This window comes from Ancylobacter sp. GW821-FHT10E12, from assembly GCF_058809335.1.
This window is the reverse complement of sequence record NZ_JBXASN010000003.1, coordinates 1-11,951: the sequence shown is the minus strand read 5'-3', so window position 1 is coordinate 11,951 and position 11,951 is coordinate 1. Positions and strand designations below refer to the sequence as shown.

Sequence of the window (11,951 nt, the reverse complement as noted above, 5' to 3'; positions counted from 1 at the left end):
GGCGCACTGACCTATTCCGCGAGCACTATTCCGCGAGCACCCGTGTCGAGGGGAAGGTGATCTCGACCATGGTGCCGGAATCCACCGCGCTGCGGATGGCGAAGGAGGCGCGGTTGGCCTCGGCGAGCGCCTTGGTGAGCGGCAGGCCGAGCCCGGTGCCGCCGGAGCCCGAACGTCCCGAGGTCGCGAGCTGGCGGAACGGCTCCATGGCGATGGCGATGTCGGATTCCGACATGCCGATGCCGGTGTCGCGCACCCGGAGCACGATCTCGCTGTCGGCGGTGAGCGCCGTCGACAGGATCACCTGGCCGCCCGGCCGGGTGAACTTGATCGAGTTGGAGACGAGGTTCAGCACGATCTGGCGGATCGAGCGCGCATCCGCCACCACCGGCGGCAGGTCGGCGGCCAGCGAGGAGCGGATGATGATGCGCTCGCGATTGGCCTGCGGCTGCATGATCGCCATGCATTGCTGCACGATCTCGTTGAGCGCCACGCTGGTGAAGGACAAATCGAGCTTGCCGGCCTCGATCTTGGAGAGGTCCAGGAGGTCGTTGATCAGCGAGATCAGGTGGCCGCCCGAGGCGTGGATGTCGCGCAGATAGTCGCGGTAGCGCTGGTTCTCGATGGCGCCGAAGCGCTCCTCCATCATCACTTCCGAGAAGCCGATAATGGCGTTGAGCGGCGTGCGGATCTCGTGGCTGATCTTGGCGAGGAAGTCGGACTTGGCGAGATTGGCGCGCTCGGCGAGGCGCTTGGCCTCGGTGAGCTCCTCCTCGGCGCGCTTCCACTGGGTGATGTCGCGCAGCACGGCGCAGAACTTGGTCGAATCCTCGCCGACGCGCCCGACCGTCATGAACAGCGGGATCAGCCCGCCCTCGCGCACCCGGCCGATCACCTCGCGCCCGTCGTTCAGCACGCTGGCGACGCCGTTGGAGGCGAGGCCGTCGAGATAGTCGACGGCGGCGCGCTGGCTCTCCGGTGCGAAGAGAAGGGTGAAGGCCTCGCCCTGCACCTCGGCGGAATCGAAGCCGAACAGCGCCTCGGCCGGGCGGTTCATGCTGAGGATGATGCCGGCCTGGTCGATCAGCACCACGCCGTCGGTGGCGGTGTCGAGGATGGAGCGCAATTCGCGGGCGGTGGCCTCGGACTGGCGCAGCGCGAGCTCGGCCTGGCGCAGCCGCTCGTCCGCCACCCCGCCGAGGCGGCGCAGCAGATAGAGCATGGCCGGGTTGCCGTCCCAGGGCGCCGACATCAGCCGCGCCTCGACGGCGATGGGGTTGCCCGCGCGCGGGCGGATGGCGAGCATGCCGCCGTCCTCGCCCTCGCCGGCGCCGTCGAACAGCGCGGAAAGGCCGCCGGCCGCCTGCAGGGCGCGGGTGTCGGCATAGCCGGTCCAGTCCAGCAGCGCGCGATTGGCATAGAGCAGCCGGTCGCCGCGATAGGCGACGAGGCCGACCGGCAGCCGGTCGAGCACCGGGCGCTCTCCCTCGCCGACGACGCGGCGCAGGCCTTCGGCCCGGCGCGGCGCGGCGGGTTCGGCGGGCGGGACGGGTTCGGCGGGCGCAAGCGTGGAGGGCGCCGTCGCCCCGGCATCGGGGACCAGCACGACGGCCGGCGGAACGTCGTCGTCGCCTGCCGGAGGCCGAGCCGCCGGGGCTTCGGCGGCAGGGGATGCCACGGGCGGGGTTGAAGCGGCCGGGATTTCCGGGGCCGGGATTGCAGGAGCCGGGATTTCCGCGGCGGGGATATCGGCCGGCAGGTCGGGGTCCATTCCCTCAATGCGGGCGCCGAGGGCGCGGGCGATCTCGCGGAAGGCATTGCGCTCGCCGGTCGACAGGCCCTCCCACGAGGTGCGGGCGGCGTCGCCGCGCCCGTTCTCGCCGGCGCGCAACGGCACGACATTCGGGATCGGAGGCACGAGGCTGAGCGTCGGGCGCGGCAGCTCCGGCGCACGCTCGGGCGGCAGGGTGACGGCCGGCATTGTCGGGGCCGCCGGCGCGGGGGCGGCGGACAGGGGAGCAGCGGGCGGCGCCTGCGCGGCAGGTGCCTCGTCGGCAGGCGGAAGGTCGGCGGCTTTGGTCGGCTCGGCCGCCACCGTCTGGCGGGCGGCGGGCCCGGTGGCGAGGGGCTGTGCAGGGCCGAGGGATTGCGGCGGGGCGGCGTGCATCACCCGGCCCTTTACCACGCCGAAGCCGCGCATGCCGCCCTCGCGCAGCGGCGCGCCGCCGAGCTCGACCTGCAGGGCGTCGCCGAGCGCGCTCGGCAACCGCACCGGCAGATGCGCGAAGCTCGCCCCGGCGGTGACGGCGCGATGCGCCTCGGGGGCGCCGAGCTCGGCCCAGCTGCGCCCGGCGATCTCGCCGGCCGGACGGCCGAGCAGGGTGCCAAGCCGCTCGTCGACCGGGCCGAGCCGGCCCTCGGCCGAGGCGTGCCAGGTGAAGCGCAGCGCCGGAGCCGGCGCCAGCGGCGCGGCGGGCATGTCCGTCGGCGCCGCGGGAGCGGGAGGACCGGTCCGGGCCGGCTCCCGAAGTGGCGCCGCCAGGAGGGGCGGTTCGACGGGGTCCGGCCGGGATGCCGCGGCCGGGGCGGCCGGCCGGGGCGCGCCGGCGGCGACCGCATCGAGGCTGACCAGCAGCACGGCGCGCTGGCTGCCGCCGGCGATCAGCGTGCAGGCGAGGGTGACGGGCGTGAGGCGGGCGGGCAGCCGCAGGCGCTCCAGCCGCGGGCTACGGGCGCCGCGCGCCGCCACGCTGCGGGCGACGAGCCCGGCGAGATCGCGCGCCAGCGATGGCGAAGACGGGGCTCCGACCAAAGCGCGCCCGGCGGCATTGGCGGCGAGCACGCGGCCGGCGGCATCGACCAGCAGCGCCGGCGCCGAGGCGGCAAGCGCCTCGACCACGCGGAGATCGGCGGCAAGCGCCCCGGCCACGCGGGCATCGGCGGCGAGCGGGTGCGATGCATCGGGCAGGGCGCCGATGCCGCCCGGATCGCCGGCGCCCGCCGCGTCATGTCCGTCGGTCGGTGTGCTCATGAACCCAGACTATCCGCCCCATGCGGGATCGAGAGAAATGGCGACGCGCCTTCGGCTGCGGCCGGAGCACGTCCACGGCCCGGATCATAAGGCGAGCCTTGCCGCCACGCCATGGCGCGAGGCTGCCGCGCGGTCACCTTCGCGTTTCGCGGTTAACCGGATGCGACCACGCCATCCGCGCGGTTTCCGATTGCCTTTTGCAGTGCATCACATACTTTAGTCGTAGGCGAGGCTACGAATAGACAGCAGGCTGCGCCCCACTATCATAAGATCAATCCATCGGGAGGCGCGCCATGGCCCAGGATCCCAAACTGGACGACCCTAAGCTGGACATTCCGAACGAGTTGCGGAACTTCGCCGAGAAGGGGGTGGACCAGGCCAGGTCCGCCATAGACGGGATGTTCGGCGCCGCCCACAAGGCGCTGAGCGACGTCGAGCAGCGAATGGACGAGGCGCAGCAGAATGCCCGCGACATCGGGCGCACCACGGTCGACTTCGCCGAGACCAATATCGCCGCCGCCTTCGACTTTGCCGCGCGGCTCGCCCGCGCGCCGTCGCTGGAGCAATGGAACCGGTTGCACGCCGAATTCGTGACCGAGCAGGCCCAGCGCCTGTCCGAGCAGGCGCGCACGCTTTCCCAGGCCGGCGTCGCGGCAGCGGGGAAGGCCGCGGCCAAGCCTTCTGCCGCCAAAGCCTCGGCCGCCAAAGCCTCGACTGCCAAAGCCTCGACTGCCAAAGCCTCGGCCGCCAAGCCGTCGCCGGTCAAGCGCTCGCCGGGCGGGCGGCGTTGATGAGCGGGTGGCGCAACATTTTCGCGCGCACGCGGTTTGATATGTCGGCGCACGCGCGGGCCATCGGGAAGCCGCGCGTCCGGCGGGACGAGAAAAAATCTTCCGAGGCAGCTTGATTGTGCATTGCAATATGATATTGCAATGCACAATTAAATGATGCGAAGTCGGAAAGGGCGGTGATCAGGCGATCCCGTTCGCGTTTTCCGAGCGCCGTTCCCGATCCGCGCTTCGGCCGGACCGGGCAACTTTCATCAGCACCCGTGAACGCGAGGAGAAACCCATGACCGAGGCCGCTGCTACCCCCACCCCGAAGAAGACCGTCAAGGCCGCCGCCGCCGCTTTCGAGTCGGCCCTGCCGAAGATGGAAATGCCCAATCTCGAAGTGCCCGCCGCCGTGCGCGAAATGGCCGAGAAGAGCGTCCAGAGCGCCCGCGACGCCTATGAGAAGATGAAGTCCAGCGCCGAGGAAACCACCGACCTCCTCGAGGACACCTATTCGACCGCCTCCAAGGGCGTCGCCGAATACAACACGATGGCGCTGGAATCCCTGCGCACCAACGTGAACGCGACCTTCGACTATTTCAGCGCCCTGCTCGGCACCAAGAGCCTGTCCGAGGCGGTGGAGCTCTCCACCGGCCACCTGCGCAAGCAGTTCGACGTGCTCTCCGCCCAGGCCAAGGATCTCTCGGTCCTCGCCCAGAAGGTCGCTTCCGAGACCGCCGAGCCGATCAAGGCCTCGGTCGAGAAGAACATGAAGAAGGCTTCCTGAGCGTCTCCACCGCTCCGGCCCTCAAAACCCGGCCTGCCCCCGCAGGCCGGGTTTTTCGTGCGTGCGCCGGCGCTTGCGCCTGACGATTTCCCGTCCGGCGGAATTTCGCATACCCTACCCGGATCCTCGCCTTGACTCCGCCATGCGGCCTGCCTATCTCGGCAGCGGCTTTGGCACTCGCTTGCCCTGAGTGCCAGCCGGCCTGCCCACCGGGCGCCATGCCGGCGCCATAGAGGAATAGCCGAGGATCACCGATGGCCAAGCTGAAATTCCGTCCCCTGCACGATCGCATCGTGGTGAAGCGCATCGACGCCGAAGAGAAGACCGCCGGCGGGATCATCATCCCCGACAGCGCCAAGGAAAAGCCCTCGCAGGGCGAAGTCGTCTCCGTCGGCCCCGGCGCTCGCGACGAAGCCGGCAAGCTCGTCCCGCTCGACGTCAAGGCCGGCGACCGCGTGCTGTTCGGCAAGTGGTCCGGCACCGAGGTGAAGCTCGACGGCGTCGATTACCTCATCATGAAGGAATCCGACGTCATGGGCATCGTCGGCTGATCTGAGCCGCACGAGCCCGCGCGACCGGCTGTCCCCGCGCCGCCCTCGAGGCTGACCGCGCGCGACGGCCGGATCCGACACAATTCAGGAGTGAGCCTCATGGCTGCCAAGGAAGTTAAATTCTCGGTCGAAGCGCGCGACAAGATGCTGCGCGGCGTCGACATCCTCGCCAATGCGGTGAAGGTGACGCTGGGTCCGAAGGGCCGCAACGTTGTCATCGACAAGAGCTTCGGCGCGCCCCGCATCACCAAGGACGGCGTCACCGTCGCCAAGGAGATCGAGCTCGAGGACAAGTTCGAGAACATGGGCGCCCAGATGGTGCGCGAAGTGGCCTCGAAGACCAACGACCTCGCCGGCGACGGCACCACCACCGCCACCGTGCTGGCCCAGGCGATCGTGCGTGAGGGCGCGAAGTCGGTGGCCGCCGGCATGAACCCGATGGACCTGAAGCGCGGCATCGACCTCGCCGCCGCCGAGGCGATCAAGGACATCGTCAAGCGCGCCAAGAAGGTGAAGTCCACCGACGAAGTCGCCCAGGTCGGCACCATCTCCGCCAATGGCGACGTGTCGATCGGCGAGATGATCGCCGGCGCGATGCAGAAGGTCGGCAACGAGGGTGTCATCACCGTCGAGGAAGCCAAGACCGCCGAGACCGAGCTCGAAGTGGTCGAGGGCATGCAGTTCGACCGCGGCTATCTCTCGCCCTATTTCGTCACCAATGCCGAGAAGATGGTCGTCGAGCTCGACGATCCGTACTTCCTGATCTTCGACAAGAAGCTCTCCGGCCTGCAGCCGATCCTCCCGGTCCTCGAGGCCGTGGTGCAGTCGGGCAAGCCGCTGCTCATCATCGCCGAGGACGTCGAGGGCGAGGCCCTGGCCACGCTGGTCGTCAACAAGCTGCGCGGCGGCCTCAAGGTCGCGGCCGTGAAGGCGCCGGGCTTCGGCGACCGTCGCAAGGCCATGCTCGAGGACATCGCCATCCTCACCGCCGGCCAGGTCATCTCCGAAGAACTCGGCATCAAGCTTGAGAGCGTCGGGCTCAACATGCTCGGCCGCGCCAAGAAGGTGATCATCGAGAAGGAAAAGACCACCGTCGTCGACGGCGCCGGCAAGAAGAAGGACATCGAGGGCCGCGTGGCGCAGATCAAGGCGCAGATCGAGGAGACCTCCTCGGACTACGACCGCGAGAAGCTGCAGGAGCGCCTGGCCAAGCTGGCGGGCGGCGTCGCGGTGATTCGCGTCGGCGGCGCCACCGAGATCGAGGTGAAGGAAAAGAAGGACCGCATCGACGACGCGCTCAACGCGACCCGCGCCGCGGTTCAGGAAGGCATCGTGCCGGGCGGCGGCATCGCCCTGCTGCGCGCCAAGAAGGCGGTCGAGAAGCTGACCTCCGAGAACCCGGACATCCAGGCCGGCATCAAGATCGTGCTGAAGGCGCTCGAGTCGCCGATCCGCCAGATCGCCGAGAATGCCGGCGTGGAAGGCTCGATCGTGGTCGGCAAGGTGCAGGAATCGAAGGACCAGAACTTCGGCTTCAACGCCCAGACCGAAGAGTTCGTCGACATGATCGCGGCCGGCATCGTCGACCCGGCCAAGGTCGTGCGCACCGCGCTGCAGGACGCCGCCTCGGTGGCCGGCCTGCTGATCACCACCGAAGCCATGGTCGCCGATCTGCCGAAGTCGGGCTCGTCGGCCCCCGCCATGCCGGGCGGCGGCATGGGCGGCATGGATTTCTGAGGAAATCCACTCCGCCCACGCGGATCGGTCGGGACCGAAGCCGGGCAGGCCCGGCTTCAGTGGCGGCATGGATTTCTGAGGAAATCCGCTCCGCCCACACGGATCGGTCGGGACCGAAGCCGGGCAGGCCCGGCTTCGGTGGCGGCATGGATTTCTGAGGAAATCCGCTCCGCCCACGCGGATCGGTCGGGACCGAAGCCGGGCAGGCCCGGCTTCGGTGGCGGCATGGATTTCTGATCCAAGCCCATCGGCTCTTGAAATACAGAAGGGCGCGGCGAAAGCCGCGCCTTTTTCGTTCCGGGCCGTTGCGGCTGTCACCCCGTCATCCGGCCCCGAGCCGTCAGATCGGCGGCAGGTTCAGCCATTTGGAGGCGGCGCTGAGGATGAGGTCGATGGCGAGTGCGGCGAGGATCATGCCCATCACCCGGCTGATGATCGAGCCGCCGCCGCGCCCGATCACCCGCGACAGCATCCCCGCCGCCAGCAGGATGACGAGCGTGACCAGCAGCACCGCGCTGATCGTGGCCAGCGTCAGCATGCGGTCGGGGAAATCGTGCCGCGCGTCGTCCGACAGCACCACCGCCGCCAGCATGGCGCCCGGGCTGGCGATGGACGGGATCGCCAGCGGGTAGATGGCGATATCGAGCGGGTTGGTGTCGATCTGGGGATGCGCGTCGCCGTGGCCGCCGCCATGGATCATGCTCAGCGCGAACAGGAACAGCACGATGCCGCCGGCGATCTGGAACGACTCGATCGACACGTCCATCGCGCTGAGCAGCCAGTGGCCGGCAACCGCGAAGAAGATCATCACGCCGAACGCGATGGCGATCGACAGCAGCGCCGTCTTGCGCCGATGGGCGGCTTCCATGCCGGCGGTGACCGCGAGGAAGACCGGCAGCGTGCCGAGCGGGTCGATCACCACCCACAGCGTCACGAATTCCTGCAGCCGCTCCGACCAGTTCATGTCTCAATCCCATCGAGGCGCCGTCCGGCGCCGACAGGCAGGGCGGCATTGCGCGCGGCAGCATAGAGACGCATGGTCGCGGCGCACAATCCATCCCGCGACGAATCATTATCGAAAATGAACACCCGACCGACCCTTCGCATCGCGCCAGATTTCACCCGCGAGCAGGCCGCCTGGGCGGCGGGCGAGGTGCCCGTCGCCGGTGCCGACGAGGTCGGCCGCGGGCCCTGGGCCGGGCCGGTGGTCGCCGCGGCGGTGATCCTCGATCCGGCGCGGGTGCCGGCCGGGCTCGACGATTCCAAGAAGCTCAGCGCGGCACGGCGCGAGGCGCTGTACGAGATCATCTGCGCGACGGCGGAGGTGTCGCTCGCCTTCGCCCCGCCGGCGCGCATCGATGCCACCGATATCCGCAAGGCCACCTTGTGGGCGCTGGCCAGGGCGGCCGAGGGCCTGCCGCGCCTGCCGCGGCTGCTGCTGGTGGACGGGCGCGACGTGCCGGAGGTGCGCTGCGCCGCCCAGGCGATCATCGGCGGCGACGGGCTGGTCGCCTCGATCGCCGCCGCCTCCATCGTCGCCAAGGTGACGCGCGACCGGCTGATGGGCGGGCTCGGCCGGCAGCATCCCGGCTACGGCTTCGAGCAGCACATGGGCTACGGCACCGCCCAGCACAGCGAGGCGCTGGAACGGCTCGGCGCCTGTCGGCACCACCGCGCCACCTTCGCGCCGATCCGGCTGCGCCTCGCGCGGGACGCGGCGGAATAGGCCGCCGGCGGTCCGGTGCCCGCCATGTTTCAGTGGCGGCCGCCGCTTCAGTGGTAGCCGTGGCCCTCGCACACCTTGCCGCGGAACAGCCAGTAGACGAAGGCGGTATAGCCGAGGATCACCGGCAGCATGAACACCGTGCCGATGAGCATGAACACCTGGCTCGCCGGCGCCGCCGCCACCTGCCACACGTCGAGCGTCGGCGGCACGAGGTGCGGGAAGATCGAGATGCCGATGCCGGCATAGCCGAGCAGGAACAGGCCGATCACCCCGAGGAAGGGCAGGTGCTCGTGGCCGCGCTCCAGCCAGCGCCACACGCCGAAGGCGAGGGCGAGCGTCACCACCGGCACCGGCGCCAGATAATAGAGGTTCGGCAGGCTGAACCAGCGCTCGGCGATGCGCGGGAAGGCGATCGGCGTCCACAGGCTCACCAGCCCCATGAAGACCAGCACCGCCGGCAGCAGCAGCTTCGCATGGGCGCGGGCGCGGGCCTGCGCGGCACCGTCGGTCTTCATGATCAGCCAGGCGCTGCCGATCAGCGCATAGCCGCCGACCACGCCGAAGCCGCAGAGCAGCGCGAACGGCGTCGCCCAGTCGAGCGGGCCGCCGGCGAAGGCGTTGTCCGCCACCTTGACGCCCTGCACGAAGCCGCCCAGCAGCACGCCCTGGAAGAAGGCCGCGAGCGTCGATCCGCCGGCGAAGGAGATGTTCCACAGGAAGCGGCTGGTGTCGGCGACGTGCCGGAACTCGAAGGCGACGCCGCGGAACACCAGCGCCAGCAGCATGAAGATGACCGGCAGGTACAGCGCCGGCATCAGGATCGAATAGGCGAGGGGGAACGCGACCAAGAGGCCGCCGCCGCCGAGGATCAGCCAGGTCTCGTTGCCGTCCCAGAACGGGGCGACCGAGTTCATCATCTGGTCCTTCTCCACCTCGCTGCGGGCGAAGGGGAACAGGATGCCGATGCCGAGATCGAAGCCGTCCAGCACCACGTACATGGCGATCGCGACCGCCAGCAGCAGCGCCCAGACGATGGGGAGGTAGTATTCCATGCCGAGGCTCATCATCGCGGCTCACTCCCCCGGGGTCTGGATGGCGGCGCGGGCAGCCTCGCGCACCGAGGACAGCGGCTGGCCGGGCGTGCCTTCGTCCGGCGTCTCGATGGAGGCGCCGGTGGGGCCGCGGACGATCAGGCGGTTGATGTAGTAGATGCCGCCCGAGAACACGATGCCGTAGACGAGGACGAACAGCGCCAGCGTGGTCGCCACCGCCCAGCCGGCGACGGGCGAGGCGGCGTCCACGGTGCGCAGGATGCCGGTGGCGATCCAGGGCTGGCGCCCGACCTCGGTGACGAACCAGCCGGACAGCACGGTGACGAAGCCGATCGGCCAGACATGCTGCAACGGCCACAGGAACCAGTCGGTCTCGAACAGGCGGCGCCGCCACAGCAGGAAGGCGCCGAGCCAGCCGATGCCGATCATCAGCACGCCGAGCCCGACCATGATGCGGAAGGCGAAGAACGGGATCAGCAGCGGCGGACGGTCGGCGCGCGGGAAGTCCTTGAGGCCGGGAAAGGTGCCGGTCCAGCTATGGGTGAGGATGAGGCTGCCCAGATGCGGGATCGCGATCTCGTAATCGTTGCTTTCCGTCGCCTCGTTGGGGATCGCGAACACCACCAGCGGCACGCCGGTGCCCGGCGCATGCCCGCCCCAGTTCGCCTCCACCGCCGCGATCTTGGCCGGCTGGTGCTCCAGCGTGTTGAGGCCGTGCGAGTCGCCGATAAAGGCCTGGACCGGCGCGAGGATGGCGATGAGGCCGAGCGCCATGCGCATCATGGTGCGGCCGTCCTGCGGGTAGCGGCCGGCATAGACGTAGCGCGCGCCCACCGCCAGCACCACGAAGGCGGTGGTGAGGTAGCAGGCGGTCACCATATGGGCGAAGCGATAGGGAAAGCTCGGGTTGAAGATCGCCGCCAGCCAGTCGGTGGGATGGGCGACGCCGTCGATCAGCTCATAGCCCGCCGGGGTCTGCATCCAGCTGTTGGCCGAGAGGATCCAGAAGGCCGAGAGGCTGGTGCCGGCCGCCACCGCGATGGAGGAGAAGACGTGCAGCCCCTTCGGCACCCGGTTCCAGCCGAACAGCATGATGCCGAGGAAGGTCGCCTCCAGGAAGAAGGCGGTGAGCACCTCGTAGCCGATCAGCGGGCCGACCACATTGCCGACCACGCGGGAGAAATGGCTCCAGTTGGTGCCGAACTGGTAGGACAGCACGATGCCCGACACCACGCCCATGCCGAAGGAGACGGCGAAGATCTTGGTGTAGAAGCGGGCGATGCGGTGGAAATGCTCGCGCCCGGTCGTCAGCCACAGCACTTCCAGCGTCGCGATATAGGCGGCGAGGCCGATGGTGAAGCTCGGGAAGATGATGTGGAAGGAGATCGTGAAGGCGAATTGGATGCGTGCCAGCAATACGGGATCGAAATCCATCGGCTGCCCCTGTCGATCCGCGGGCGGCGACGCGCCCCCAGGGGAAAGTCTACGCGCCGTCACGCCACAATGGAATGACTCTCACATCGGTGGTTTCGCGGAGGAAAGACAGCGCGCACGCTGTCGCGGCGGCGCGATGCCGCGCGCCGACTTTAGTCGGATGCCGGCGGGGATGCGGCTGGGGGATCGGCCAGCTTGCGCTCGATCGCGAGGAAGTCGCGCCAGGCCATGCGCTTGCCGAGCGGCGAGCGCAGCAGATAGGCCGGGTGGAAGGTCGCCAGCGCCGCGATGCGCCGCGTGCCGGTATCGTACTCTCCCCAGCGCCCGCGCGCCTTGGTGATGCCGTCCCGGATGCCGAGCAGCGTCTGCGCCGAGGGACCGCCGAGGCAGACCAGCACGTCCGGGTCGGCGAGCTCGATCTGCCGGCGGATGAAGGGCAGGCAGATGGCGGTTTCCTGCGGCGTCGGCGTGCGGTTGCCCGGCGGGCGCCAGGGCACGACATTGGCGATATAGGCCTTGGTGCGGTCGATGCCGATGGCCGCCAGCATGCGGTCGAGCAGCTTGCCGGAGCGGCCGACGAAGGGCTTGCCCTCGATATCCTCGTCGCGGCCCGGCGCCTCGCCGACCAGCATCAGCCGCGCCTGCGGGTTGCCGTCGGCGAAGACGAGGCGGGTGGCGGTGTGCTTGAGCGGGCAGCCGTCGAAGCGCTCCAGCAATGCACGCAGCGCTTCGAGATCCGGCGCGGTCGCCGCCGCCTCGCGTGCTTCGGCGGCGGCCCGGTCGGGCGGCGGCGGGGCCGCGGGAGCGAAGGCGGCCGGAGGCGCCGGTGCGCGCGGCGAGGGCGTCTCCCGCGCCGGAGC

Annotated in this window: 10 protein-coding genes; 5 read left to right on the top strand and 5 right to left on the bottom strand. The window is 69.6% G+C overall.

What is annotated here, in order from left to right; translation table 11 throughout:
* Positions 1–25: 25 nt before the first annotated feature.
* Entirely contained in the window at positions 26–3,031 is a 3,006-nt protein-coding gene (locus AC1RU4_RS04295) for an ATP-binding protein (protein ID WP_492889793.1), read from the bottom strand.
* Positions 3,032–3,324: 293 nt separating this feature from the next.
* Here AC1RU4_RS04295 and AC1RU4_RS04290 point away from each other — a divergent pair, with 293 nt between their 5' ends.
* The 4 genes from AC1RU4_RS04290 to groL all read left to right on the top strand — a co-directional run bounded on the left by AC1RU4_RS04290 (position 3,325) and on the right by groL (position 6,879).
* Positions 3,325–3,822 carry a phasin family protein gene (locus AC1RU4_RS04290; RefSeq protein ID WP_492889792.1) on the top strand — a complete coding sequence of 166 codons (498 nt, stop codon included), beginning with the start codon at positions 3,325–3,327 and terminating at the stop codon, positions 3,820–3,822.
* Between the two features lie 280 nt (positions 3,823–4,102).
* The gene (locus AC1RU4_RS04285; RefSeq protein WP_492889791.1) at positions 4,103–4,591 is read left to right on the top strand and encodes a phasin; all 489 of its coding nucleotides are present in this window, start codon (positions 4,103–4,105) and stop codon (positions 4,589–4,591) included.
* Positions 4,592–4,845: 254 nt separating this feature from the next.
* Positions 4,846–5,142, top strand: coding sequence for a co-chaperone GroES (gene groES / locus AC1RU4_RS04280; protein WP_213364840.1), 297 nt, complete (start codon positions 4,846–4,848; stop codon positions 5,140–5,142).
* Between the two features lie 99 nt (positions 5,143–5,241).
* Positions 5,242–6,879: a chaperonin GroEL gene (gene groL / locus AC1RU4_RS04275; RefSeq protein ID WP_492889790.1), complete on the top strand. Its 1,638-nt coding sequence runs from the start codon at positions 5,242–5,244 to the stop codon at positions 6,877–6,879.
* Positions 6,880–7,219: 340 nt separating this feature from the next.
* Here groL and AC1RU4_RS04270 read toward each other — a convergent pair whose 3' ends face one another.
* Positions 7,220–7,843, bottom strand: coding sequence for a MarC family protein (locus tag AC1RU4_RS04270; protein WP_492889789.1), 624 nt, complete (start codon positions 7,841–7,843; stop codon positions 7,220–7,222).
* Between the two features lie 117 nt (positions 7,844–7,960).
* On the opposite strand from AC1RU4_RS04270, the gene rnhB reads away from it, so the two are divergent.
* Positions 7,961–8,605, top strand: coding sequence for a ribonuclease HII (rnhB, locus tag AC1RU4_RS04265; protein WP_492889788.1), 645 nt, complete (start codon positions 7,961–7,963; stop codon positions 8,603–8,605).
* Between the two features lie 47 nt (positions 8,606–8,652).
* On the opposite strand, the gene cydB is transcribed toward rnhB, so the two are convergent.
* The 3 genes from cydB to AC1RU4_RS04250 form a co-directional block, all read right to left on the bottom strand.
* Positions 8,653–9,657: a cytochrome d ubiquinol oxidase subunit II gene (gene cydB / locus AC1RU4_RS04260; protein ID WP_492889787.1), complete on the bottom strand. Its 1,005-nt coding sequence runs from the start codon at positions 9,655–9,657 to the stop codon at positions 8,653–8,655.
* Positions 9,658–9,678: 21 nt separating this feature from the next.
* Positions 9,679–11,091: a cytochrome ubiquinol oxidase subunit I gene (locus AC1RU4_RS04255; RefSeq protein ID WP_492889786.1), complete on the bottom strand. Its 1,413-nt coding sequence runs from the start codon at positions 11,089–11,091 to the stop codon at positions 9,679–9,681.
* A gap of 152 nt (positions 11,092–11,243) precedes the next feature.
* A partial coding sequence (locus tag AC1RU4_RS04250; protein WP_492889785.1) for a uracil-DNA glycosylase occupies positions 11,244–11,951 on the bottom strand: 708 nt, incomplete at its 5' end.

Coding starts and splice junctions, on each gene's coding strand:
- AC1RU4_RS04255 (WP_492889786.1), bottom strand. CDS start 11,091: ATGGATTTCGATCCCGTATTGCTGGCACGCATCCAATTCGCCTTCACG.
- groES (WP_213364840.1), top strand. CDS start 4,846: ATGGCCAAGCTGAAATTCCGTCCCCTGCACGATCGCATCGTGGTGAAG.
- rnhB (WP_492889788.1), top strand. CDS start 7,961: ATGAACACCCGACCGACCCTTCGCATCGCGCCAGATTTCACCCGCGAG.
- AC1RU4_RS04295 (WP_492889793.1), bottom strand. CDS start 3,031: ATGAGCACACCGACCGACGGACATGACGCGGCGGGCGCCGGCGATCCG.
- AC1RU4_RS04270 (WP_492889789.1), bottom strand. CDS start 7,843: ATGAACTGGTCGGAGCGGCTGCAGGAATTCGTGACGCTGTGGGTGGTG.
- AC1RU4_RS04290 (WP_492889792.1), top strand. CDS start 3,325: ATGGCCCAGGATCCCAAACTGGACGACCCTAAGCTGGACATTCCGAAC.
- cydB (WP_492889787.1), bottom strand. CDS start 9,657: ATGGAATACTACCTCCCCATCGTCTGGGCGCTGCTGCTGGCGGTCGCG.
- AC1RU4_RS04285 (WP_492889791.1), top strand. CDS start 4,103: ATGACCGAGGCCGCTGCTACCCCCACCCCGAAGAAGACCGTCAAGGCC.
- groL (WP_492889790.1), top strand. CDS start 5,242: ATGGCTGCCAAGGAAGTTAAATTCTCGGTCGAAGCGCGCGACAAGATG.